This is a genomic window from Maricaulis sp. W15, assembly GCF_001924955.1.
Lineage (GTDB): Bacteria > Pseudomonadota > Alphaproteobacteria > Caulobacterales > Maricaulaceae > Maricaulis > Maricaulis maris.
The window spans coordinates 53,639-77,060 of sequence record NZ_LQXG01000019.1 but is presented as its reverse complement, the minus strand read 5'-3'; the positions used below and the strand labels follow the sequence as shown (position 1 = coordinate 77,060).

The following is a 23,422-nucleotide window of genomic DNA, read 5'->3' as shown; positions in this document are numbered from 1 at the left end:
AGTCCGGCATGAAGACGGTTTTGGTGGCATTGGCGTCAGGTGTGGTGTTGGCCGCGTCCGCGATGGCCCAGCCCGGCATGCCGGGTGAGGCGTTGGCGGATCCGGGCGTTGATGCGGAGGGTTACCCGATCCTGCCGGACATGCGCGCCGTCCTGCGTCAGGGGAGCTCTGCCGCAGCCCTCGCCAGCGCGATTTCCATGGTCGATGATTGCGCCGCGCCGCTGGTGTTCGATGAGGCCTGGCAGGATGACGTCTATTCGATCTCTGTGCATTGCACCGATCATCGCGGCGAGACATCCGCGACCGTGGACTATCGCGTCGCCCCCCGTAGCGGTGATTTCGCCTATCTCGAACCGGTCGTTATCCGCACCCATCCCGAGCCGCGTTACTGATGGCGCAGGTCGGTCTTATCGGTCTGGGCGCTTTCGGCCAACTTGCCGCGACCCATCTTTCGCCGCATCTCGATCTTGTCGCCCATGATCCGGCGGTTGCCGCGATGGATGGTGTGGCCTGTGTGCCGCTCGCCGAGGCGGCATCGCGACCCGTCGTCATTCTCGCGGTGCCGGTTCAATTGATCGCCGAAGTCTGCCAACAGGTTGCTCCGTTCTTGTCGCCTGGAGCGCTGGTGCTTGACGTCGCGTCGGTCAAGCTCAAGCCGATGGCCGCGATGCGTGCGCATTTGCCGGCCGGGACACGCATTCTCGGCACGCATCCCCTGTTCGGGCCGCAAAGTGCGGCTGACGGGCTGGGCGGGCAGTCCATCGTGCTGTGTCCGGAGCCGGGCGTTGATCCGGCCTGCGTCGCCGGGTTTCTGCGCGATGATCTGCGCCTGGATGTTCATATCTCCGACGCTGATACCCATGACCGCACCATGGCCAGCGTCCAGGCGCTGACCCATCTGGTGTCGAAGGTCATCACCGATCTCGACCTGCCGGCAGCGCCCTATACGACGCGCAGCTATGACTTGTTGAAACAGGCAGCGGATCTGGTCGCCGGTGACAGCGACGAGCTCTTCCGCGCCATCGAGCGCCACAATCCCTATGCGGGTGAGTTGCGGGACAGGTTTTTCGAGGCGGCCCGGGCGCTGGACGCGCGGCTGGAGTAGGGGCGTGCAGACACGAAAAAACCCGCCTTGCGGCGGGCTGTTCGACCCCTTCGTCAGGGATGTCTCTTGAGAGTGGCTCCTCGGGACGGGCTCGAACCGCCGACCCGGTGATTAACAGTCACCTGCTCTACCAACTGAGCTACCGAGGAATACCGTCTCTCAAGCGAGGCCCGGCTTTTATCAGAGCTTCGCCGCGCCGCGCAAGCACTCTGCTGCGCAAGAAGCGCAAACTGTGTGCAAAAAAAATCGGGAGCCGCAAAGGCTCCCGAAAAGGCATTGGGTGGATGGTGGGGTGTCTTCACGGGAAGACGCACTCAAATTCGCCTCCGAACCCTTAAAGCCGGGTTAACGGGATCGGGAGAATTAGGGAATTGGTTTATCGTCCTTGCCGAAATTCTAATGGAATCATGGAAATGCGTGGATAACTGCGCAGGTTTCATTCACCATGATTTTTGCCTGTTTTTGGGGCGGCAAACCGCCGTGTTACTGATTCGGCGGGCGAATCACCGGAGTTGACCATGCGCGACCACGCTACATTCGAATCATTTTGGCCGTTTTATCTGCGTGAACACGCCAAGCCGTGGACGCGGACCTGGCACTTCGTTGGTTCGACCCTGGCGATCGCGGTTCTTATTTATGCGCTCGTCTCGCAGACCTGGTGGCTGCTGCTGGCCGTGCCGGTGTCCGGCTATTTCTTCGCCTGGGTCAGCCATGCCTTTGTCGAGCGCAACAAGCCGGCCACCTTCACCTATCCGCTGTGGTCGCTGATCGCCGACTATCGGATGTATGGCTTCTTCCTGGTCGGAAAGCTCGACGCCGAGCTCGACAAGGCCGGGGTGCCGACCGGCCGCCAGGCCAATGAAGGCTGACATTCGGGTGCCAGGCTAACCGATTACGGGTAAGGGAAATTCGCTGAAGGGTTGGAGGCACCGCCCGGAATCGAACCGGGGTACACGGATTTGCAATCCGCTGCGTCACCACTCCGCCACGGTGCCACGCCTTGCGAGCCGGGAGCTATAGCGCTGTCGCGCGGCGCGAGCAATCCGGCTTTCTCAGCTTTACCGCAGGTCGGCCGGGTCCGGCCTTGCGATGGCACGATGCGAGGCAATTCGACGCGCGCGCAGTGGCGTGCTTGCGGCACTGCGCGATGCCGGGATATATCAGCGCCGAACCGTATCCCAACAGGGCCTGGTCAGGGAGAGCCTCGTGAGCGAATTCGAAACGGCGCGCAAGCAGATGGTCGATTGCCAGATCCGTCCGTCCGATGTCACCGACCGGCGTCTGATCGCCGCCTTCCTTGATATTCCCCGCCATATCTTCGTGCCGCGCGCCCGCCGGGCCTCAGCCTATTCCGACGGCCAGGTTCCGGTCGGTGAGGCGCGCACGCTGATGCGGCCGCGCGACTTTGCCAAACTGGTCCATGCTGCCGATATCCAGCCGGATGAGCTGGTTCTCGATATCGCCTGTGCCCGCGGTTATTCCACGGCGGTTCTGGCGCGCATGGCTGGCACGGTTGTCGGGCTGGAATCCGACGAGGACAGCCTGTCCCGCGCCTCCGGCCTGCTGTCTGATGTCGGCGCGGACAATGCGGTGGTGATCGAGGGCGATCTCGCTGCCGGTGTTGCCAAACAGGGCCCGTTCGACGTGATCGTCGTCAATGGCGCCGTCGATGCCGTGCCAAAGGCCTGGCTCGACCAATTGGCGCCGGGCGGTCGGCTGGCGGCGGTTATCCGCCGTGGACCGATCGGCAAGGCAACCATCTTCACGCGCTCGGCTGCGGGTATCGGCGAGCGCGTCGTGTTCGACGCCAACGTCGCGCCATTGGCTGGTTTTCAGGCCGAGGCCGGCTTCGTTCTCTGAATTTTTCAGGCTTGGCGGGAACGGAATCGGCGGTCTCATCCGTTTCACACCGACATTGCCGTGTATCCCGGCTGCCGGTTGGCGCGGCAGACAGCCGGATTATTACGGAAATATCAGAGTGAACAGTGTTCACTTTTAATCATGGCGTGCCTATATGCTGACGTGGTATGCGCGTGAGCAGAAATAGCCCGTGTCCGGTCGGTAAGACTGGATCGGGTGCGATGACGCGTTAGTATGAGGCGAGGCGGCGGACACGGTTTCGGCGCTGCAAGAGGGGTTCGTAATGTCGCGATTGAAGAATTTGGCGCTCGTATTGGCCGCCGGTGCATCGGCGCTGGCGCTTGCCAGTGCCAGCCAGGCGCAGACTCTCGAAGAGACGCTGGCGCTGGCTTACAACTCCAACCCGACCTTGCAGGCGGAACGGGCGCGGCTTCGCGCCACCGATGAGGGTCGGGTCCAGGCCCGGGCGGCGCGCTTGCCGACCGTCTCGGCGTCCGCCTCGATTTCGCGCAACCACTCGGAAGGCGAAAGCTTTTCCCAAGTCAACAATACCACAAGCAGCTTCGACTCCGACTCGACACCGAAGAATTACGGCCTGTCGGCCAGCCAGCCGATTTATCGCGGCGGCCGGATTGATGGCGCCATCGACCAGGCGACCGCCGTCGTCATGGCCGGCCGGGAGAATCTGCGCGCCACCGAGCAGACCGTGCTTGTCAGCGCAGTGACCGCCTTCATGGATGTGCGCCGGGACAGCAATGTCGTCGAGATCCGCCAGAACAATGTCGAAGTCCTGGCCCAGCAATTGCGCGCGGCGCGTGACCGTTTCGAGGTCGGCGAGATCACCCGTACCGACGTCTCGCAAGCCGAGGCCCGCCTGTCGCTGGCGCAGACCCAGCTTTCCGCCGCCCAGGCCCAGCTGGCCGCCAGCCGCGCTGCCTATGAGCGTGTGACCGGGCAGCCGGCGGCCTCGCTGAGCGAACCGCCGGCGCTGCCGGCCTTGCCCGACAATCTCGCCGACGCGGCGGAGTATGCCTTTGACAACAGCCCGCAATTGTTGGCGGCCCGTTATAGCGAAGAAGCCGCCCAGCACGCGATCCGGATCGCCCGCGGCGCGCTGCGCCCGGAAGTCTCGCTGACCGCGTCGGCCTCGTCGGCGCGTGATTCGAGTTTTTCCGGCGATGTCCGCGACAGCGCCTCCATCATGGGCCAGGTCTCGGTGCCGCTGTTTACCGGTGGCCTCAACCGGTCGCGCGTGCGCGCGGCGGTCGCCCAGGAAGAACAGGCCCGCTTTCAGGTCCGTGACGCCCGGCGCCAGGTGACCGAGGCGGTGACCAATGCCTGGTATTCCTATGTCGCCTCGCTGGCTGTCATCGAATCGAGCCGCCAAGCCGTGCGAGCCAACGAGATTGCGCTCGACGGCGTGCAGCAGGAAGCCTTTGTCGGCATCCGCACCACGCTGGACGTCCTCAATGCCGAACAGGAATTGCTGGAATCACGCCTGACCTTCGTGACCGCCGAGCGTGACAGCTTCGTCGCCGGCTATCGCTTGTTGCAGGCAATGGGGCTGGCGTCGGCGACCAGTCTCGGTCTGGACGTGGAAATCTATGATGCGGCTGCAGGAGATTCGCGCGAATCGCGTTTCCCTAACCTTGACTTAACGCCCTGGGACTAGGGTTTTCGCAGAGTCGCGGGCTGGACAGGCGAGTTCCGGCCCGGTTTATTCGCGTAATACGGGAAGCTGACACGCTGACCGACGACGCAGACCGAAGACAAGGACTTGGGCGCTCATGGCCGATGCCGCTGAAAACGAACCGTCGATGGAGGAAATCCTCTCCTCGATCCGCCGCATCATCAATGAAGACGATGATGATGCACCGGCGGAAGCCGAGGCCGAGGCCGCCGACGAGGCTCCAAAGAGCCAGGATGATGTCGATGCCCTGTTCGACGAGCCGGCCGCCGATGAAGGTGCCGGGGACGTGCTGGAGCTTACCGAGCGCGTCGATGATCTCGACGAAGGCACCGAGCCGATGGCGGTTGATGATGATCTGATGATCGTTGATCGCGAGGAGGCGATTGAGGACGAGCCGGTGATGGCCGAGCCCGAGCCTGAGCCCGAAATCGATTTCGACGCCCTCGCCGACGAAACCGCCGACGGCATCATGAGCGAGCCGGCTGCCGCCGCCGCCATGGGGTCCTTCCATACGCTGGCCGAGAATATCCGCATTTCCGACGAGGAAGGCCGTACGCTGGAAGGCGTTGTCCGGGCCCTGCTGCGTCCGATGCTGAAGGAATGGCTCGACGCCAACCTGCCGTCCATCGTTGATGAAAAGGTGCAGGCCGAGATCGATCGCGTAGCGCGCCGCCGCCGTTAGGCCGAACCGACCAATCCAAGGCCACAGGAAAAGGGGCGCGTCCGGTTGGTCGCGCCCCTTTACCTTGGCGGTTGCTTGTGGATCGAAACCAGCGGCCGCGATCAGAGGCCTTGGGCCGCCAGCATGGCCCGGTATTCGCGGATCTTGGCGACATAGCGCACCGGCTCGTGGCCGCGGGCATAGCCATAGCGCAGCGTCGAGTAATATTGCGGATCGGAGAGCAAGGGCAGGGTCTCGGCGAGGTCATCCCAGCTATTCTTGTCGCGGCCGAGACGTTCCGCCAGCCGGCGGGCATCATACATGTGGCCCATGCCGACATTGTAGGCGGCGAGCGCGAACCACAGCCGGTCCTCGCCGACCACGCCATCGGGCACCCGGGCATACAGGTCATCCAGATAGGCCGCGCCGCCGCGAATGCTCTGAAGCGGATCGGTGCGGTCTTCAATACCCACACGCTCCGCGGTCGACAGGGTCAGCATCATCAGGCCGCGCACCCCGGTGGCGCTGACCGCCTCCGGATCCCAATGCGATTCCTGATAGGCCTGAGCCGCCAGCAAGTCCCATTCGAATGGCAGATCCTCGGCTGCCGCCTCGAACCAGCGCCGGTATCGCGGCAGGCGGTTGTCGACCCGGCGGACAAAGCGCGCGATGTCGACATAGTCATAATCACCGAACTGACCGAACCAGGTCTCGTCGAGGGCTTCCAGAAGCCCGTTGTCATGGGCTTCGGCGAACCAGGCGGTGAGGGCAGGGGCGAGGCCGTCCACTCGCGCATCATAGGCCCAGGCGAGCGGTTGCTCATTGCTCAGGTTTTGCGCCACGACCAGTTCGGGATGGCGTCGCCGCGCGAAGTCCGTCAAGTGGGAATCGGCGACGGTACAGTCGGCATCGCCGCGCTCGACCGCGTCCAGCAGCGGCATGGCGGAGCCGGCCGGCATGGTCCGCCAGCGAAGCGCGGGCAGTGTGGCCTGCAGGGTCCGCAATGTCTCCTCGTAACTCGACCCTTCAAGCACCAGGATATCGGTGTCGGCCAGCGCGTTGCGGCGGGTCGGTGTCGGGCCGTCACGGCGGCAGACCAGTTGCTCGGTCACTGATTTATACGCCGGCGCGAAGGCCAGGAGCGCTGATCGTTCCGTGGTCTGGGTCAGGCCGGCAGCGGCGAGATGCCCGGCGCCTGCAGTCAGCGCGTTGAGCAGGTCGGGGATGGAGTCGGCGACTTCGAAACGCGCCGTGACACCGAGACTGTCGGCGAAGGCGCGGGCCAGATCCACTTCATAGCCCGTCGGCCCGTCCGGTCCGGCCTCATAGCTGGTCGGGCCGGCCAGGGTCAGCACGACCAGTTCGCCGCGTTCGCGAATCACGGCCAGCGTGTCGGGTTCGGCCGGCGGCGTTTCAGAGGGTTGGCTGCAGCTGGCCAAAACCGGCGCCAGGAGGGCGACCGGGACGACGGCCGCGCGGAGCGGTTTGAAGAATGATCCGATAAGGCGAGTGATATCCGTCATCTGATCAAGTTAGGGGGGCGGTGTCCGGATTTCAAATACTCATTGTGACAGTCGATCGGGATTTGTTCCGTTTTGTTAACCATAGATGTTCCGCTTGTGTTCCCGGAACAAACTTGGTACATCGGTGCTCGGTTGCCCATACCTGAGGGGCGTGAAATAAGGGATGAAGGCTATGAGCAAGGGCGCGATTCGACTCGTGAAAAACGAAAAGAACATGGACAAGGAAAAGGCGATCGAGGCGGCGCTGAGCCAGATCGACAAGGCCTTCGGCAAGGGTTCGGTCATGAAGCTGGGCCAGAAACCGGCCATGGAGATCGAGGCGATCTCGACCGGTTCGCTGGGCCTGGATATCGCGCTGGGCATTGGCGGTCTGCCCAAGGGCCGGATCATCGAGATTTACGGTCCGGAGAGTTCCGGCAAGACGACGCTCGCCCTGCATACCGTGGCGGAAGCCCAGAAAGCGGGCGGGGTTGCCGCTTTCGTTGATGCCGAACATGCGCTCGACCCGGTCTATGCCGGCAAGCTGGGTGTCGATGTCGGCGAGCTTCTGGTGTCACAGCCCGATGCCGGTGAACAGGCATTGGAAATTGCCGACACGCTGGTCCGGTCCGGCGCCGTCGACATTCTGGTCATCGACTCCGTGGCCGCTCTGACGCCGCGGGCCGAGCTGGAAGGTGAGATGGGCGACAGCCTTCCCGGCCTTCAGGCCCGCTTGATGAGCCAGGCGCTGCGCAAGTTGACCGGCTCGATCTCGAAGTCGAAATGCCTGGTGATCTTCATCAACCAGATCCGCATGAAGATCGGCGTCATGTTCGGCTCGCCGGAAACGACGACCGGCGGCAATGCGCTGAAATTCTATTCCTCGGTCCGTCTCGACATCCGGCGCATCGGCGCGATCAAGAATCGCGACGAAGTGATCGGCAACCAGACCCGGGTCAAAGTCGTCAAGAACAAGGTCGCGCCGCCTTTCCGCGAAGTCGAGTTCGACATTCTCTACGGTGAGGGTATTTCCAAGATGGGCGAGCTCATCGATCTCGGCGTCAAGGGCGATGTGATCGAGAAGTCCGGCTCCTGGTATTCCTATAATTCCGAACGGATTGGTCAGGGGCGTGAGAATGCCCGCCAATTCATGCTCGGCAATCCGGATATTGCCAGTGAGATCGAAGCCAAGGTGCGCGCCAATGCCGGCCTGATCGCTGACGAGATGCTCACTGGTCCCGATCTGCCCGAGGAAGACGCCGCAGCGGGGTAGCGGGGTCGGAGCGCTACGATATCGGGCAGTCCAAGCGCAGGCTTGTTGGATGATGTGTGCGGTGTAGGGTCTTGATCATGGACCGACACCCGCACACGTCCGGCAATTCAATTTTTCGCCAGAATATTGCTCTTCTGGCGCTTGTCTCTCTGGCGTTGTTGCTGGTGGACATGGTGTTCGGGTTTCTGGGGGTGCTTGGTGGCGCCATGCTGGCTCTGGTTTCCATGACCAGCTGGCTGGTACTGGCGGGTTATTGGCTGAACACGCTCAAACCCCCAAGCCAGACCTGGATCCGCTTTCTCATGCGGGGCGTGGTCCGCATCCTGATGATGTACTTGGTCCTGCCCATGGTTTTGATGCTGTTTGTCGTGACGTTGGTCGAATTCGGTCGGTTTCTGCCGGGTTGAGGTGAGTCGGGCGGGAACACGGCAGCTTGCCCGTCCGCCGCACTTGCCGAAGAATCGCAGCTTGATTGTGAACGGGTGCTTGGCTAGGCCGGGCACCCGTTTCTATATGTCAGTCTACAGAAACCGGTTTGTGCCAGTCCTTCGGGCCGGCGCGCGACACTCCAGCCGACGGGATCGGACATCATGGCCAGCCTGCGCGACATCCGTGCGACTTTCCTCGACTATTTCGCCAAGCATGAGCACGAGGTGGTTCAATCGGCCCCGCTCGTGCCGCAGGACGATCCGACGCTGTTGTTCGTCAATGCCGGCATGGTGCCGTTCAAGAACGCCTTCACCGGTCAGGAAAGACGCGCCACGCCGCGCGCCACCTCGTCGCAGAAATGCGTTCGGGCCGGCGGCAAGCATAATGATCTCGACAATGTCGGCTATACCGCCCGCCACCACACCTTCTTTGAAATGCTGGGGAATTTCTCCTTCGGCGATTATTTCAAGGAAGAGGCGATTGCCCATGCCTGGCAGCTGGTCACCCAGGAATTCGCGCTTCCGGCCGACAAGCTTCTGGTCACTGTCTATGCCGAGGATGACGAGGCGCGGGCGCTGTGGCGCAAAATCGCCGGCCTGCCGGACGAGCGCATTATCGGCATCGCCACGTCCGACAATTTCTGGTCGATGGGCGATACCGGCCCGTGTGGCCCGTGTTCGGAAATCTTCTTTGATCACGGTCCCGGTGTCGCCGGTGGCCCGCCCGGCTCGCCGGACGAGGATGGTGATCGTTTCATCGAGATCTGGAACCTCGTCTTCATGCAGTTCGAGCAGCTCGGTCCGGATGAGCGCATCGACCTGCCCAAACCCTCGATCGACACCGGCATGGGTCTTGAGCGCATCGCCGCCATCCTGCAGGGCAAGCACAATAATTACGACACCGATCTGTTCCGCAGCCTGATCGCCGCCGGCGAGCACGTTCTGGGTGTGAAGGCGACCGGCGATGCCCTGGCCAGCCATCGTGTCATCGCCGACCATTTGCGCTCGACCTGCTTCCTGATGGCCGACGGGGTCAGCCCGTCCAATGAAGGCCGTGGCTATGTGCTGCGCCGGATCATGCGTCGCGCCATGCGCCACGCTCATTTGCTCGGTGCCAGCGAACCGGTCATGTGGCGGCTTGTCGAGGCGCTGAAGACCGAGATGGGCGACGCCTATCCTGAATTGGTGCGCGCCCAGCCGCTGCTGGAAGAAACCCTGCAGGTCGAGGAAGAGCGTTTCCAGCGCACGCTGGGCCGCGGTCTTTCCCTGCTCGAAGAGGCGACCGCTGACATGGCCGAGGGTGATGCCCTGGCCGGCGCGACCGCCTTCAAACTCTACGACACCTACGGTTTTCCCCTCGACCTGACGCAGGACGCGCTGCGCGCCAAGGGCATGACGGTTGACGAGGCCGGTTTCGATACCGCGATGGCCAAACAGCGCGCTGATGCCCGGGCCAGTAAATTTTCCTCCGGTGATGCCGCGCCGGATGCGGTCTGGTTCCAGGTCCGCGACAAGGCGGGGCCGACCGTATTCACCGGCTATGCCGGCACCGGTGGCCAGGGTCGTCTGTTGGCGATTGTATCCGGCGGCCAGGACGCCGAGGCGCTCGGCACCGGCCAACGCGGCGAACTGGTGTTCGACCAGACCCCGTTTTACGGCGAAAGCGGTGGCCAGTGCGGCGATAGCGGCGAAATCCGGTTTGATGACGGCGCCGTCTTCACGGTCGAGGACACGCAAAGGCGCGGCGGTGACCTGCACGCCCATATCGGTGTTCTCACCAAGGGCGAGATCACGCTCGGCGACAGTGCGGCGCTGGATGCCGATGCCCCACGCCGGGCCGCCATTCGCGCCAATCACTCGGCCACGCATTTGGTCCATGCTGCCCTGCGCGATGTGCTCGGCGGTCATGTCACCCAGAAGGGATCGCATGTCGGACCCGAGAGGCTGCGCTTTGACTTCTCGCACAACAAGGCCATCACGGCAGAACAGCTCGCGGCCATCGAGGCGCAGGTCAATGCGGTCATTCGGCAGAATGTCGAGGTCTCAACCCGTGAAATGACGCCGGACGCCGCCATCGAGGCCGGTGCCCTGGCGCTGTTTGGCGAGAAATACGGCGACAAGGTTCGCGTCCTGACCATGGGGCAGGCTCTGGCGGATCATGAAAAACCCTATTCTGTGGAATTGTGTGGCGGCACCCATGTTGCGCGCACCGGCGATATCGCCCTGTTCAAGATCGTTTCCGAAGGCGCGGTTTCGTCGGGTATCCGTCGTCTCGAAGCGATGACCGCCGAGGGCGCACGCCTGTACATGGAAGAGCAGATCGGCTTTGGCCGCGCCGCCGCCGATGCCCTGAAAATCCCCACCGGCGACCTTGCCGGCCGGGTGGTCAGCCTGATGGAGGACCGCAAGAAGCTCGAACGTCAGCTCGCCGAAGCCAAGAAGCAATTGGCCATGGGTGGCGGCGCGGCCGGGGCTCCGGCCGGACCGGAGGTGGTCAATGGCATCAACTTCATTGGCCGGGTGGTTGAGGGGGTCGGCGGCAAGGATTTACGCGGCCTGATCGACGAAGCCAAGGCGCAGATGGGGTCCGGCATCGCTGCCTTCATCGGTGTCAATGAGGGCAAGGCGGCGCTGGCGGTCGGCGTCACGGATGATCTCAGGGACCGGTTTGGTGCGGTCGACCTCGTGAAGGTCGGCGCGGCAGCAGTTGGTGGCAAGGGCGGCGGTGGCCGGCCCGATTTCGCCCAGGCCGGTGGTCCGGACGGTGCCAGGGCCGAGGACGGCATCAAGGCCATCCGCGATACGCTGGCCGGCTGATGCGCAAATCGGCCAAGTCGGACATCCAGCTCTTGGGCGACAAACCGGCGGCCCGCGCCATCGCAGCGGCGCGCGCCGGTTTCAACGCCGCGCTGGAGGCACGATCACTCAAGGCGATCGCGGACGTGCTGGTCGAGGAGGTCGTCCTGATCCCCGGTGACGAGGCGCAATTGATCACCGGCCGGGACGCCCAGCTGGAGGCCTGGTCATCCATTTTCAGCCAGATGCCGGATGTCAGCTATGTCCGCACCCCGTCCCGCATCGAGGTCTGTGAGGACAGCCAGCTGGCCGCCGAGACCGGCCGCTGGAAAGGCGCCTGGTCGACTGACGGTTTCGCCATCCGTTATTCCGGGCGCTATTTCGCCAAATGGCGCTGCGTTGAGGGCCAATGGAAGCTCGAGGCGGAAACCTTCGTTACGATGAAGCGCAGTGGCGGTCGCGCCGCATAACACCGGCTCGCAGCCGGCGATCAGCGGCCGGTGCGGACCTGCGTCGGGCGATCCTTGCCCAGGCCGTAAAGATTGACCTCGAGGCTTGAGATCGCATGGACCAGCGTGTTCGGCGCAATGGTCTGCCGACCGGTCCAGGCAATGTTCGGAAAGCGCTCGAATATCTTCCTGAACGCCGATTGCAACTGCATCTGGGCGATGCGATTGCCGAGGCATTTGTGCGGCCCGTGTCCGAAGGCAATATGCTTGTCGACATTCTCGCGCGTCAGGTCGAAACGGTCAGGATCGGCGAAGACCTCCGGGTCCCGGTTGGCAGCGGGATACCAGAGGATGACTTTCTCGTCCTTGGCGATGCGCTGGCCATTGAGCTCGGTATCGGCCAGTGCGGTCCGGCGCATGTGCTGGACCGGCGAAATCATGCGCAGCGCCTCGTTCGACATCGCCGGGACAAGTTCCGGGTCCGCCAACACTTTCTGACGTTGATCCTCGAACTGAGTCATCAGGCGGATGGTACCCGACAGCGAATTGCGGGTCGTGTCATTGCCGGCAAAGATGATCAGCAACCAGGACCCGTCGAGATATTCCTGGGGCAGGGGCTTGCCGGCCATTTGTGTATTGGCAATCGCCGTCATCAAGTCCTTGCGCGGATTGATCCGGCGCTCGGCCATGACGCGCTCGCCATAGGCGAACATCTCGTTGACGTAATGGTAGAATTTGATCGGGAACCAGGGCCGCCGCGACAACAGGCTCCACGGATTGACGAAATACTGGTTTGCCAGTTCCAGATAATGCATCCAGCGGATGATTTTGGGTCGGTCCGGCTCGTCGATCCCGAGCATTTCGCACAGCGTGTAGAGCGGCAATTCCTGGGAGAAGAGTTTGACGAAATCGACGACCGGACCCTGGCGCTCCATCTCGTCGAGCAGGCTGTCAATTTTCACGTCGATCCGGGTCCGCAATTCCTCGACGAAGCGCGGAATGAAGAAATCCTTTTGCTGGATGCGCATCTGCATGTGATGCGGCTGGTCCAGATTGATGATCGAGTTGAAGGCGGCCGGGATCAGCTTCTTCGGCTTCCACTCCTTACGCGGCATGACGAACATGTTGATGCTGCCACGTTCCGAGGAATAGACGTCCGGGGCGAGTTCGACGGTCTTGATGTCCTCATAGCGTGTCACCGACCAGAAGCCGGCCCGCTTCGGATCCGCCGATGACCACATCACCGGGGCGGTTTCGCGCATGCGGCGGAAAAATTCATGCGGATGGCCCTGGGTCCAGGCCGCCGGATCCCACAGGTCAAATCCGTCCAGTGACGGATATCGCATGCCCAGATGCGGCGCGGTTTGCGCCTGGTCCTCGAGGATCACATCACTGACTAGCTGCATCGAATTCCCGCCCGCCGCAAAAAGTGAACATTGTTCATATTGGACGCTAGGCCAGGCCGGCCGGGCTTGGCAAGTGATGATCGGGGCGTTTGGGGCGAGGGCGCCGCCGGGCTATGGTCAGCGCGGTTCTGCCAGCCAGGCGCGCGCTTCGGCCTCGGTGGTGAAGACCCGCTCATGCGTGGTCAGGTGTTCGCCGGCGATCATTTCCCAATAGGTCAGCATCGCGCGCGACAATTCATCATCGCAGACGATGGCGGCGCGTCGGCGCGGGCCTTGTGTGACCGGATCGGCTTTTGCCATGTCCTCCTGCAACTGCGTCAGGGCCTCGGCCGGCAGCTCGGCCAAATATGCATTGGTGAGCAGGGTCAGGAAATCATACTGGTCCGACCAGTCCGGATGCGCCCGGGCGCTCGCAAATGTCTGCATCAGGGCCACGCCGTTGACCCGGCCGGAAATCCTGTAGATGCAGAGCTGATTTTCAGGGTCGAACTCAAATTCCATTATCACATCCGGCGCGCGGGGAAGCGGCACCGTGCGGAGGCGCGGGCCTTTTCAATCCCGTCAATATCGTCTTGCGGAGGCGCGTTTCAAGCGGTTTCGAAATGCGTCTGCATGTGGCGAGCATAAGCCGGTCACACCGAGGATGCCGATGGGATGTCGCGCTTTATCATTGTGTGTCCCCCGATTCTGAGAAGCTTGTTAGCGGAACGGGCGGCAGCATGGCGCGACTGGGACGGGATCGGGGTGAGTCGTCACTCAGCGCCACGCGCGGAGCCGTCCATAGATCCCTTGTCAGCCAGCGGGCCGTATCCGGTTCTTGAGGTCAAGGGCGGCACAGCCGCCGCTTCGCGGGCAAGCCCCTTGAGCTCAAGAACCGGATACGGCTTTCTCACGGCAAGTGATGTATGGCGGGTGTACGCGTAGCGCTATCCGTAAATAGCCGCGCAGCGGCTCCACCAAGAAAAAGGGCGACCCCGTCGGAGCCGCCCCTGTTCAGTCTCGCGCGGGTGTTGGCGCTTATTTCATGTTCGCCATGGCGACCTGGAAGCGCTCATCGACCTTGTCGAGGAATCCTTCGGTCGACAGCCAGCCCTGGCTTTCACCAACGAGGAGGGCGAGGTCCTTGGTCATGAAGCCGGCTTCCACCGTCTTGATGATCGTGTCTTCCAGCGTCGCGGCAAACTTCATCACGTCCTCATTGCCGTCCATGCGGCCGCGATGGGAGAGGCCCTGCGTCCAAGCGAAGATGGAGGCGATCGAGTTGGTCGAGGTCTGCTCGCCACGCTGATGCTGGCGATAGTGGCGGGTGACGGTGCCGTGGGCGGCTTCCGCTTCGACCGTCTTGCCATCCGGGCTCATCAGCACCGACGTCATCAGGCCAAGCGAACCGAAGCCCTGGGCCACGGTGTCGGACTGGACGTCGCCGTCATAGTTTTTGCAGGCCCAGACGAAACCGCCGGACCATTTCATCGCAGCGGCGACCATGTCGTCGATCAGGCGGTGCTCATAGGAGATGCCCTTCTCGGCGAAGGCGTCCTTGAACTCGGCCTGGTAGATTTCCTCGAACAGATCCTTGAAGCGGCCATCATAGGCTTTCAGGATGGTGTTCTTGGTCGAGAGATAGACCGGCCAGCCGCGCTGCAGGCCGTAATTCAGCGAGGCGCGGGCGAAGTCGCGGATCGAGTCGTCGAGATTATACATGCCCATGGCAACGCCCGGGGACGGGAAGTCGAAGACTTCGCGGGTGACCGGATCGGAACCGTCGGACGGTTCGAAGGTCATGGTCAGCTTGCCCGGACGGTCGACCAGGAAATCGGTGGCGCGATACTGGTCACCAAAGGCGTGGCGGCCGATGACCATCGGCTGCTGCCAACCCGGCACCAGGCGCGGCACGTTGGAGATGACGATCGGCTCGCGGAAGACGACGCCGCCGAGAATGTTGCGGATCGTGCCGTTGGGCGAACGCCACATCTTCTTCAGGCCGAATTCCTCGACGCGGGCTTCGTCCGGCGTGATGGTGGCGCATTTCACGCCCACGCCGTAATGCTTGATCGCCTCGGCGGCCTCGACGGTGATCTGGTCATCCGTCTCGTCGCGCTTGGTGACCGAGAGATCGTAATACTTCAGATCAATGTCGAGATAGGGCAGGATCAGCTTGTCCTTGATCAGCTGCCAGATGATGCGGGTCATCTCATCGCCGTCGAGTTCGACGACCGGGGTATCGACTTTGATCTTCGCCATGGGTGTTCTGCTTTCTTTTCGGACGGGTGATCCCGGTGCCTCGAAGACACCGGTGACAGATTTTCCCGCTCTCTAGCACCGGTCTTTGACGCAAGGAAGGGCTGGCCTGAAAAAGCGGCCCGCCTGTCTGCACCGTCACTTTCCTCCGCCAGGACCGCCGTGTTTAGTGTTGGCGGTACTACGATAACAGGCAGGGGATGATGTGATCATGACACGATTGGTCCGGATCGCGCTTATTGTGGTCGCGGCCGCTGCGTGCAGTCCGGCCGGTCCGCGCGGGGCAGCGGCCAACGACGCCGGGCCCGGTTCCAACGGGATGATGGACGGCGCCGGCTACACAGTCACCGTCCGGGATCTTGGCGATGGGCGTTTTGGCGTCGATTATCTGCTTGCGGACGCACAATCCGCCCTGATCTTTTCACGGTCGTCCGGCGACTATCGCGTCGGCGCATGGTCGCCGGTCGGCAGCGGCGTGCAGCTGGAGCGATTGCACGGGTTTGATGCCCTTCTTTTCGACGCGCCACGGACCGAATTTTCCCTGATCGTTGAGCCTCGCTTCGTTAGTCCGCCGGGCGATTACAGTCCCTATGTCGGCTTCTCTGATGGCAGTCTGGCAATCTATACCGGCCAGTTCGAGGTGCTGGCGGTTGCCGATACCGGATCGATTGCGGCGCTCGACGGCAATCTTGGCGCCTGGCAGGGCGAGCAATACACGATGGGCGTCCGCATCCTGTCGGATCGGCGCATGGTGTTTGACGGCGAGATCGTTGACGGTTCGGTTGAGCATACGGCCCGTGGCAATGGCGCTTTTGTCTATCTCGGCGATGGCGAGATCACTGCGCGCCGCAGCTATGTCGGCGTGCTGGATCGTGGACTGCCGACCTGGGTGCTCGAGGCGATGGACGACGACATGGAGTCGATTTTCGAAACCTACGAGACCCGCTGGCAGCATCCGCTTGAAGAGCGGGCCGTGCTTTATTTTGCCTATGGCGGGGGCGAGCAGGGCGGATATTCCAACAAGGGCAGTGTGATCGACCGCTCGATCCTGATGTCGAGTTCCGGGCAGGCCATGTCCGAGCCTTCGCCGGACTTGCGAACCTATCTGCGCTGGTTTTTCGCCCATGAAGTCGCGCACCAGTTCCAGAACCTGCGTGGCCAGGGAAGTGGGACTATCGGTGAGAGCTGGATTCATGAAGGCGGTGCCAACACGATGGCCACAGGGCTTGTCGCACAGATGCTCGGCGAGGCGGGGCCGGACTATCTGTCGGCGACCTATGCTCGCGAGTATGCGCAATGCCTGCCGGTCCTGGCTGCCGGCCCGCTCGAGACCGCGCATCTTCGCGACCAGAGCGGCGGCTTCTATGCTTGCGGTGCGCTGATTGGCCTGGTCATCGATGAGGCAACGCCAGACGGTGATATCTACACGGTGTGGCTTGCGATGCAGGCGCTGTCCGAACAGCGGGACGAACAGCGATCCCGGGCGCTCTTCTTCGAAGCCGCAGGCCAGGCCGGCGTGGATGCGGACCTGATTGCCCATCTCGACCGGTTGATTGATGGCGGGGCTGATGATCCCGCTGCCCAACTGCGGCGCGCGATGGACATGGCGGGGCTGGCAGCCGAATTCGATGGTAACAACCAGCTCATCACCCTGCAGCAGCCTTGAAGTCCGAAATGCCCTATACCCCCGCATTCATCCTCCACACGCCGCAACTCGGTGAGAATATTGGCGCGGCGGCCCGTGTGATGGGGAATTTCGGCCTGCCTGAGCTGGTGATTGTCGATCCGCGCGATGGCTGGCCCAATGACAAGGCGGTGACCATGTCGGCCGGCTCGCCGGTGCTGGGCAATGCCCGCGTGGAATATCGTCTCGGTGATGCGATCCATGATCGCACCCGGCTCTACGCCACCACGGCGCGGCCGCGCGGCATGGAAAAGCCGGTGATGACGGCGCGCGAAGCGGTCAGTGACATGAAGGCGGCCATTGAGGCGGGCGAAAAGGTCGCCGTGATGTTCGGCGGCGAGAAGTCCGGCCTGCCCAATGAGGCGGTCAACCTGGCCGATGTCATCATCACCCTGCCGGTGGACCGCTCCTTCTCCTCACTCAACCTGGCCCAGGCCGTCGCCGTGATCGCCTATGAATGGACCGCCGGCGAGGGCGCGCCGGCCGAGTTTGAACCGGTCTCCGATGTCGCCACGCGGGAAGACCTGGAGCGCATGTTCGAGCATTTCGAATACGAGCTCGACCGTGCCGGCTTCTTCCACCCGCCGTCAAAGACGCCGCTGATGGTCCAGAACCTGCGCAATGCCTTCATCCGCGGTCGCTGGACCGAGCAAGAGGTGCGCACCTTCCGCGGCGCGGTGAAGGCGCTGGCGCTGGGCCGCGGAAAAGCGCGGGTGGTGCGGGAGGACTGACGGACAGGGACGCGAACTGCGGTAACTGTCCCTCTATTGCGACACCGCCTGCCAGAGCTCGTAATTGAAGCCGGGCGCCTCGAAATCCTTTGCGTTGCCCTGGCTAGCGAGCGTGAGGCCGGTGGCGCTGTCATGGAGGACGGCCGAGCGGTAGCCGCCGAAATCGCCACCATGGGAGATGCGGTACGTCCCCTCGCCAGTGACACGGACATAGAGGCCGAGCCCGTAGCCGGCGGCCCCGCCAGGCTCGAAGGCATTGTAGTCCGCACGCATGGTCCGGCCCTCGGCCTCAAACATCCCGCCCGCGCCGAGCGCGCGGTAGAGCGTGACAAGGTCCTGCGGCGTGGTCACCCAGCCGCCGGCGGTCCATTCATGGTCGAGATTGCGCCGCAGGCGACCGTTGCGGGCGGTCGGCGAAAGTCCGAACCAGCCGCGTCGATGGCCGTTGGCGAGGCGTGCAAAGTCGCGGCTCTGCAAGGGCTCGGTCTGCGACAGGCCGAGCGGGGCAATGATGCGGCTTTGTGCCAGATCGTAGAATGCCTCCCCGGTCGCTGCCTCGATGACCAGGCCAACAAGGATATAGTCGGTATCGGAATAGGAAAAATGCTGGCCGAGCGGACCTTCGGCGCCGTCGCCGGCAATAAAGCCGACGGTCTCATTCGGCGTGAAACCGCGTTGACCGCGTGTCAGGCCGGCCAGGAAGAAGTCGATATCTTCCAGATAGTCCGGCACACCGGCCGAGTGATTGAGCAGGTGGCGCAGCGTCATCCCGTCATGATTGGCCAGTGCCGGCCACCAGTCCCGCCCGGACAGCCAGGGCTCCACCGGGGCATCGAGATCGAGCACGCCTTCATCGGCGAGTTGGACCGCGACCAGGGCAGTGATCGTCTTGCCGACGCTGCCGGACAGGAAGCGGGTTTCCGGCTCGACCGGTGCGTTGTTGCGCTGATCCGTCAATCCGGCCTGGTGATCGATGCGCGTGCCATCGGCAAGCAACAGGCTGGCGGAAAGGCCGGGGGTGAGACCGTCGGCAATCGCGGCATCAATCCGCGCGCGCATGATCGTCTCGGTGTCGGACTGCGCCAAGGCGCCGGCGGAAATGAGCAAGGCCACAAGGCCGGTAAGAATCTGTCGCATGGCGCTCCCGTAAAATAGCCGGCCAGGTAAGGCAAGTCTCTGCCTGGCGCGCGTCGGCCGGGTGAGGTCGAGCGGTGCGGCGCGGAAGGCAAAGCGGTCGCGATGTTCGCTGGCGAGACGTCCGGCCTGCCCGATGGGGCGGTCAACATGGCCGATATCATCATCACCCAGCCGCGCGTCGGTCGAGGGCGCCGAAACCCTGCCAAGCACGGCCCCGACCTCACCGTCGGCGCGCTTGTCACGGCGCTTCTCGCCAGCGTCTTCTGGCCGGGAACGCTGGAGCCAATCGAGGTCCGCTCACACCGCCGGTGGGGGCGGAGTAGGGCCGAGCGCCTTTGGCAGGTGTCCGCGGCAGCGCATGCTTTCCCGCCCGCCCCCCCTTTGAAGGGGGCCAGGGCGCGGGGACATCTCGATGAAGCCGGAAAAGCCGATACGGCCTGCTGGCTGACAAGCGATGTATGGACGGCTCTGCGCGACGGCGCCGGGGGATGGGGGAGAGATATATATCACCTGTCCGCCACCCGCTTGTCATCCCGGCCGAATGGCCTGCGAAAGCAGGCCGCAGAGCCGGGACCTCTTATCGCGAAAGCTGGCCGTACCGGGCGTAGGGGGCCCGGATCTGCGCCCTGATCAAGTCAGGGCTCCGCCCGGGAAGACAAAGGTATTGGAAATCCCGAAGCCACCGTCATGCCGATGACAATCGGGACCCAGCCTGCGACGCGACGCCATTGCAGGGTTCGGCGAAATCGATCCTGCGAGACTGGGTCCTGACTTTCGTCAGGATGACGCTGTGGGGCGGGGGTGTGCGTTGGATGAAGTGCCGGAGGTGTGTTTACCCACCAACCGCCCCCCGCATTTGCTCTCCCCCCTCGCGATTGTTAAGACTCTGCGACAGGAAAGCCGCCTGATTCACACCAATGATTCGCGCCCGCGCGCGAGGGTGTGGGATCGGCGGCGATTTTCGTGAGGGTGCGGTCGGGGCAATCGTGACTGCCATCGCGACACAATGAAAAGAGGGCCGCCTTGAGCGATCACGACGACACGCCGAACACCCCGGAAGACGGACCCGAAAACGGACCTGAAAACTCTGGCGGTCAGCCGCCGGCCCTGCCGGACGGGATTGGCAATATCGCCATCGAGGACGAGATGAAGTCGTCCTATCTCGATTATGCGATGAGCGTGATCGTGTCGCGGGCCATTCCCGATGCGCGGGACGGGCTGAAGCCGGTCCACCGTCGCATCCTGTATACGATGCACGAGAACGGGCAGACGCACGAGAAAGCCTATCGCAAATGCGCCACCGCGGTCGGTGACGTGATGGGTCGTTATCACCCGCATGGCGACCAGGCGGTCTATGACTCGCTGGTGCGCCTGGCCCAGGACTGGTCGATGCGCGTGCCGCTGATCGACGGGCAGGGCAATTTCGGCTCGGTCGATGGCGATCCGCCCGCCGCCTATCGTTATACCGAAGCGCGGATGCAGAAAGTGGCGCAGTCGCTGCTGGCCGATATCGACAAGAATACGGTCAATTTCATCGACAATTATTCCGCCGAGCGCCAGGAGCCGGTGGTGCTGCCGGCCCGCTTCCCGAACCTGTTGGTCAATGGCGCCGGCGGTATTGCCGTCGGCATGGCGACCAATATCCCGCCGCACAATCTCGGCGAGGTGATCGATGGCACGCTGGCCCTGCTGGAAAACCCTTCGCTGACCGAAGCCGAACTGCTGGATTATATCCCCGGGCCTGACTTCCCGACGGGTGGCCTGATCCTTGGTCGGACCGGCGCCCGCAATGCGGTGCTGACCGGGCGCGGCTCGGTGGTGATGCGCTCGCGCACCTCGATCGAGGAAGTGCGCAAGGACCGGATGGCGATCATCGTCCACGAAATCCCCTACCAGGTGAACAAGGCCTCGATGATCGAGAAGATCGCCGACCTGGTGCGCGAGAAGAAGATCGAGGGCATTGCCGATCTGCGCGATGAAAGTGATCGTAATGGCATGCGCGTGGTGATCGAGCTGAAGCGCGACGCCAATGCCGATGTCATCCTCAACCAGCTGTTCCGCTGGTCGCCGATGCAGACGAGCTTCGGCGCCAACATGCTGTCGCTCGTCGGTGGTCGTCCGCAATTGCTGGGCGCGCTGGACATCCTCAAGGAATTCCTGCGCTTCCGCGAGGAAGTCGTGGCCCGCCGCGCCAAGTTCGAGCTCAACAAGGCGCGCGACCGGGCGCATGTCATCGTCGGTCTGGCCTTGGCCGTGGCCAATATCGACGAGGTCATCGCCCTGATCCGCCGCGCCCCCAATCCGGCGACGGCGCGCGAGCAATTGATGGCGCGCGACTGGCCGGCCATGGATGTGGCACCGCTGGTCGAACTGGTCGCCGATCCGCGCTCCATGCTGCGCGACGACAAGACGCTGCGTCTCACCGAGGAGCAGGCGAGGGCGATCCTGGAGCTGCGCCTCAACCGCCTGACCGGTCTGGGCCGCGAGGAGCTGGGCAATGAAGCGGCAACGCTGGCCGAGCAGATCGCCGACCTCCTGGACCTGCTGCGCTCACGCCAGCGCGTGCTCGACATCATTCGCGACGAGCTGAGCGAGGTTCGCGACAACTACGCCACGCCGCGCCGCTCCGAATTCGTCGATGCCGAGCTCGACTTCGAGGACGAGGATCTTATTCCGCGCGACGAGATGGTCGTCACCGTCACTCATGGCGGTTATGCCAAGCGCACGGCGCTGTCCGACTACCGGGCCCAGCGCCGCGGCGGCAAGGGTCGCTCCGGCATGGCGACCAAGGATGAGGATTTCATCGCCACGCTCTTCGTCGCCTCGACCCACGCCCCGCTCCTCTTCTTCTCCAATCGCGGCATGGTCTACAAGACCAAGACCTGGCGTCTGCCGCTGGGCGCGCCGAACACGCGCGGCAAGGCGCTGATCAATCTGCTGCCGCTGGAACAGGGCGAGACGATCACCTCGATCATGGCGCTGCCGGAGGATGAGAGCACTTGGGCCGACATGAATGTCATGTTCGCCACCAATAAGGGCACCGTCCGCCGCAACAAGCTGTCCGACTTCGTCCAGGTCAATCGCAATGGCAAGATCGCGATGAAGCTGGAGGAGGATGATGACCGCATCGTCAATGTGGTGCTGTGCACCGAGCAGGACGATGTCTTCCTGACCACCCACAAGGGCCGCGCCATCCGCTTCCCGGCGACCGATGTCCGCGTCTTTGCCGGCCGTAATTCGGTCGGGGTGCGCGGCATCCGCCTGGCCGAGGGCGACGAGCTGATCTCGATGGCTATTTTGCGCCATATCGACGTGACTTCACCGGAAGCCCGCGAATACCTCAAGCACGCTACGGCAATGCGTCGGGCTCTCGGCGAAGAGGAAGTCGACGACACGCCGGTGGAGATCGACGGGGACGATGAGGGCGATGGGCTTGAGGGCCTGTCGACCGAGCGTCTCGCCGAGCTGGGCGCCGCCGAGGAATTCCTCCTCACGGTTGCGTCGGACGGCATGGGCAAACGTTCATCGGCCTATGATTTCCGGGTGATGGGGCGTGGCAATAACGGCGTCGCCGCCACCGATATCAAACGCGACGTGCCCTTGTCGGCCAGTTTCCCGGTCGATGATGCCGACCAGATCATGGCCGTCACCGATGGCGGCCAATTGATCCGATTCCCGGTCGACACCGTCCGAATCGCCAGCCGCTCGTCGCGCGGTGTCCGCCTTATCCGCTTGAATGAAGGTGAGAATGTCGTCGCCGTCGTGCGCATCCAGGATGCCGGTGACGACGGAGATGCGGTGGAGGAGGTCGATGTCGAAGGCGGCCCGATCCAGCCGGACACCGACGGATCATCCCCGTCCTCCGATGCTGATCCGGGACCGACCGAATAGCGCAGTTGCGGGCCGGAGTGATTGATATCGCTCCGGTCTTCTGCCAGACAGGGCCGGGCGCCAAGCCCGGGAGAGATTGGCCATGACCCGTACCGCGCTCTATCCGGGCACGTTTGATCCGCTGACCAATGGTCATATCGACATCATTGGCCGGGCTGTAAAACTGGTCGACCATCTGGTGATCGGCGTCGCCGTGAATGAGGGCAAGAAGCCGCTCTTCAACCTCGATGAGCGCGTCGAGATGGTCCAGGCCGAAATCGCCAAATTTGCTGATGGTGCCCAGATCGAAGTGCGGCCGTTCGACGGCCTCCTGATGCATTTCGCCGAGGAGATCGGGGCCCAGTCGATTGTGCGCGGGCTTCGGGCCGTGTCCGATTTCGAGTATGAATTCCAGATGGTGGCCATGAACCAGCAGCTCAATGATGATATTGAGACCCTGTTCCTGATGGCCGATCCACGTCATCAGGCGATTGCGTCGCGCCTGGTCAAGGAAATTGCCCGATTGGGCGGAGATGTCTCCGCCTTTGTGACGCCGAGTATCGAACGCCGATTGAAGGAGCGTCTTGCGTGA

Annotated in this window: 19 protein-coding genes and 2 tRNA genes; 14 read left to right on the top strand and 7 right to left on the bottom strand. The window is 63.2% G+C overall.

Going from position 1 to position 23,422, the window contains the following annotated elements; translation table 11 throughout:
- Window positions 1-8: 8 nt before the first annotated feature.
- Both AWH62_RS13150 and AWH62_RS13145 read left to right on the top strand, forming a co-directional pair.
- On the top strand, window positions 9-392 hold the full coding sequence (locus AWH62_RS13150; RefSeq protein ID WP_143743055.1) for a hypothetical protein: 384 nt from the start codon (window positions 9-11) through the stop codon (window positions 390-392).
- Complete coding sequence (locus AWH62_RS13145) at window positions 392-1,105, top strand: prephenate dehydrogenase (protein WP_075190958.1); 714 nt, start codon at window positions 392-394, stop codon at window positions 1,103-1,105. The genes AWH62_RS13150 and AWH62_RS13145 overlap by 1 nt, the downstream gene beginning before the upstream one ends.
- A gap of 73 nt (window positions 1,106-1,178) precedes the next feature.
- On the opposite strand, the gene AWH62_RS13140 is transcribed toward AWH62_RS13145, so the two are convergent.
- Window positions 1,179-1,254 (bottom strand) — tRNA-Asn (locus tag AWH62_RS13140).
- Between the two features lie 369 nt (window positions 1,255-1,623).
- On the opposite strand from AWH62_RS13140, the gene AWH62_RS13135 reads away from it, so the two are divergent.
- Entirely contained in the window at window positions 1,624-1,974 is a 351-nt protein-coding gene (locus AWH62_RS13135; RefSeq protein WP_075190957.1) for a DUF962 domain-containing protein, read from the top strand.
- Window positions 1,975-2,026: 52 nt separating this feature from the next.
- Here AWH62_RS13135 and AWH62_RS13130 read toward each other — a convergent pair.
- Window positions 2,027-2,100, bottom strand: a tRNA-Cys gene (locus tag AWH62_RS13130).
- Window positions 2,101-2,311: 211 nt separating this feature from the next.
- Here AWH62_RS13130 and AWH62_RS13125 point away from each other — a divergent pair.
- From AWH62_RS13125 to AWH62_RS13115, 3 genes are all read left to right on the top strand, one after another.
- Window positions 2,312-2,965: a protein-L-isoaspartate O-methyltransferase gene (locus AWH62_RS13125; protein WP_075191145.1), complete on the top strand. Its 654-nt coding sequence runs from the start codon at window positions 2,312-2,314 to the stop codon at window positions 2,963-2,965.
- 283 nt (window positions 2,966-3,248) lie between these two features.
- On the top strand, window positions 3,249-4,637 hold the full coding sequence (locus tag AWH62_RS13120; RefSeq protein WP_075190956.1) for a TolC family outer membrane protein: 1,389 nt from the start codon (window positions 3,249-3,251) through the stop codon (window positions 4,635-4,637).
- A 115-nt stretch (window positions 4,638-4,752) separates the two neighbouring features.
- Window positions 4,753-5,337 (top strand): DUF2497 domain-containing protein, encoded by a 585-nt coding sequence (locus AWH62_RS13115; RefSeq protein WP_075190955.1) that lies wholly within the window; start codon window positions 4,753-4,755, stop codon window positions 5,335-5,337.
- A gap of 101 nt (window positions 5,338-5,438) precedes the next feature.
- Here AWH62_RS13115 and mltF read toward each other — a convergent pair whose 3' ends face one another.
- Window positions 5,439-6,839 (bottom strand): membrane-bound lytic murein transglycosylase MltF, encoded by a 1,401-nt coding sequence (gene mltF / locus AWH62_RS13110; protein ID WP_075190954.1) that lies wholly within the window; start codon window positions 6,837-6,839, stop codon window positions 5,439-5,441.
- Window positions 6,840-7,011: 172 nt separating this feature from the next.
- Here mltF and recA point away from each other — a divergent pair, with 172 nt between their 5' ends.
- The 4 genes from recA to AWH62_RS13090 all read left to right on the top strand — a co-directional run bounded on the left by recA (window position 7,012) and on the right by AWH62_RS13090 (window position 11,785).
- Window positions 7,012-8,091, top strand: coding sequence for a recombinase RecA (gene recA / locus AWH62_RS13105; protein WP_075190953.1), 1,080 nt, complete (start codon window positions 7,012-7,014; stop codon window positions 8,089-8,091).
- A 77-nt stretch (window positions 8,092-8,168) separates the two neighbouring features.
- On the top strand, window positions 8,169-8,498 hold the full coding sequence (locus AWH62_RS13100) for a hypothetical protein (protein ID WP_075190952.1): 330 nt from the start codon (window positions 8,169-8,171) through the stop codon (window positions 8,496-8,498).
- A gap of 183 nt (window positions 8,499-8,681) precedes the next feature.
- On the top strand, window positions 8,682-11,336 hold the full coding sequence (gene alaS, locus AWH62_RS13095; protein WP_075190951.1) for an alanine--tRNA ligase: 2,655 nt from the start codon (window positions 8,682-8,684) through the stop codon (window positions 11,334-11,336).
- The gene (locus AWH62_RS13090; protein ID WP_075190950.1) at window positions 11,336-11,785 is read left to right on the top strand and encodes a nuclear transport factor 2 family protein; all 450 of its coding nucleotides are present in this window, start codon (window positions 11,336-11,338) and stop codon (window positions 11,783-11,785) included. Before alaS ends, AWH62_RS13090 begins: the two co-directional genes overlap by 1 nt.
- A gap of 20 nt (window positions 11,786-11,805) precedes the next feature.
- Here AWH62_RS13090 and AWH62_RS13085 read toward each other — a convergent pair whose 3' ends face one another.
- From AWH62_RS13085 to AWH62_RS13075, 3 genes are all read right to left on the bottom strand, one after another.
- On the bottom strand, window positions 11,806-13,170 hold the full coding sequence (locus AWH62_RS13085; protein WP_075190949.1) for a cytochrome P450: 1,365 nt from the start codon (window positions 13,168-13,170) through the stop codon (window positions 11,806-11,808).
- A 117-nt stretch (window positions 13,171-13,287) separates the two neighbouring features.
- Window positions 13,288-13,671, bottom strand: coding sequence for an STAS/SEC14 domain-containing protein (locus AWH62_RS13080; RefSeq protein WP_075190948.1), 384 nt, complete (start codon window positions 13,669-13,671; stop codon window positions 13,288-13,290).
- 516 nt (window positions 13,672-14,187) lie between these two features.
- Window positions 14,188-15,411 carry an NADP-dependent isocitrate dehydrogenase gene (locus AWH62_RS13075; RefSeq protein ID WP_075190947.1) on the bottom strand — a complete coding sequence of 408 codons (1,224 nt, stop codon included), beginning with the start codon at window positions 15,409-15,411 and terminating at the stop codon, window positions 14,188-14,190.
- A gap of 208 nt (window positions 15,412-15,619) precedes the next feature.
- On the opposite strand from AWH62_RS13075, the gene AWH62_RS13070 reads away from it, so the two are divergent.
- Entirely contained in the window at window positions 15,620-17,074 is a 1,455-nt protein-coding gene (locus AWH62_RS13070; protein WP_075190946.1) for a hypothetical protein, read from the top strand.
- 8 nt (window positions 17,075-17,082) lie between these two features.
- A complete protein-coding gene (locus AWH62_RS13065) occupies window positions 17,083-17,823 on the top strand; it encodes an RNA methyltransferase (protein ID WP_075191144.1) in 741 nt (246 codons plus the stop codon).
- A 33-nt stretch (window positions 17,824-17,856) separates the two neighbouring features.
- Here the strand turns inward: AWH62_RS13065 and AWH62_RS13060 are convergent, their stop codons facing one another.
- Window positions 17,857-19,170, bottom strand: a complete 1,314-nt coding sequence (locus tag AWH62_RS13060; RefSeq protein ID WP_075190945.1) for a serine hydrolase — start codon at window positions 19,168-19,170, stop codon at window positions 17,857-17,859.
- Between the two features lie 897 nt (window positions 19,171-20,067).
- Between AWH62_RS13060 and gyrA the strand changes: the two genes are divergently transcribed.
- Both gyrA and coaD read left to right on the top strand, forming a co-directional pair.
- Entirely contained in the window at window positions 20,068-22,851 is a 2,784-nt protein-coding gene (gene gyrA, locus AWH62_RS13055) for a DNA gyrase subunit A (RefSeq protein ID WP_369823723.1), read from the top strand.
- An 82-nt stretch (window positions 22,852-22,933) separates the two neighbouring features.
- Complete coding sequence (gene coaD / locus AWH62_RS13050; RefSeq protein ID WP_075190943.1) at window positions 22,934-23,422, top strand: pantetheine-phosphate adenylyltransferase; 489 nt, start codon at window positions 22,934-22,936, stop codon at window positions 23,420-23,422.

Excerpts from the sequence above, each read along its gene's own strand:
- AWH62_RS13090 (WP_075190950.1), top strand. The coding sequence starts at position 11,336 with ATGCGCAAATCGGCCAAGTCGGACATCCAGCTCTTGGGCGACAAACCG.
- mltF (WP_075190954.1), bottom strand. The coding sequence starts at position 6,839 with ATGACGGATATCACTCGCCTTATCGGATCATTCTTCAAACCGCTCCGC.
- AWH62_RS13100 (WP_075190952.1), top strand. The coding sequence starts at position 8,169 with ATGGACCGACACCCGCACACGTCCGGCAATTCAATTTTTCGCCAGAAT.
- AWH62_RS13075 (WP_075190947.1), bottom strand. The coding sequence starts at position 15,411 with ATGGCGAAGATCAAAGTCGATACCCCGGTCGTCGAACTCGACGGCGAT.
- AWH62_RS13065 (WP_075191144.1), top strand. The coding sequence starts at position 17,083 with ATGCCCTATACCCCCGCATTCATCCTCCACACGCCGCAACTCGGTGAG.
- recA (WP_075190953.1), top strand. The coding sequence starts at position 7,012 with ATGAGCAAGGGCGCGATTCGACTCGTGAAAAACGAAAAGAACATGGAC.
- coaD (WP_075190943.1), top strand. The coding sequence starts at position 22,934 with ATGACCCGTACCGCGCTCTATCCGGGCACGTTTGATCCGCTGACCAAT.
- AWH62_RS13070 (WP_075190946.1), top strand. The coding sequence starts at position 15,620 with ATGACACGATTGGTCCGGATCGCGCTTATTGTGGTCGCGGCCGCTGCG.
- AWH62_RS13080 (WP_075190948.1), bottom strand. The coding sequence starts at position 13,671 with ATGGAATTTGAGTTCGACCCTGAAAATCAGCTCTGCATCTACAGGATT.
- AWH62_RS13135 (WP_075190957.1), top strand. The coding sequence starts at position 1,624 with ATGCGCGACCACGCTACATTCGAATCATTTTGGCCGTTTTATCTGCGT.
- alaS (WP_075190951.1), top strand. The coding sequence starts at position 8,682 with ATGGCCAGCCTGCGCGACATCCGTGCGACTTTCCTCGACTATTTCGCC.
- AWH62_RS13120 (WP_075190956.1), top strand. The coding sequence starts at position 3,249 with ATGTCGCGATTGAAGAATTTGGCGCTCGTATTGGCCGCCGGTGCATCG.
- AWH62_RS13115 (WP_075190955.1), top strand. The coding sequence starts at position 4,753 with ATGGCCGATGCCGCTGAAAACGAACCGTCGATGGAGGAAATCCTCTCC.
- AWH62_RS13145 (WP_075190958.1), top strand. The coding sequence starts at position 392 with ATGGCGCAGGTCGGTCTTATCGGTCTGGGCGCTTTCGGCCAACTTGCC.
- AWH62_RS13150 (WP_143743055.1), top strand. The coding sequence starts at position 9 with ATGAAGACGGTTTTGGTGGCATTGGCGTCAGGTGTGGTGTTGGCCGCG.
- AWH62_RS13085 (WP_075190949.1), bottom strand. The coding sequence starts at position 13,170 with ATGCAGCTAGTCAGTGATGTGATCCTCGAGGACCAGGCGCAAACCGCG.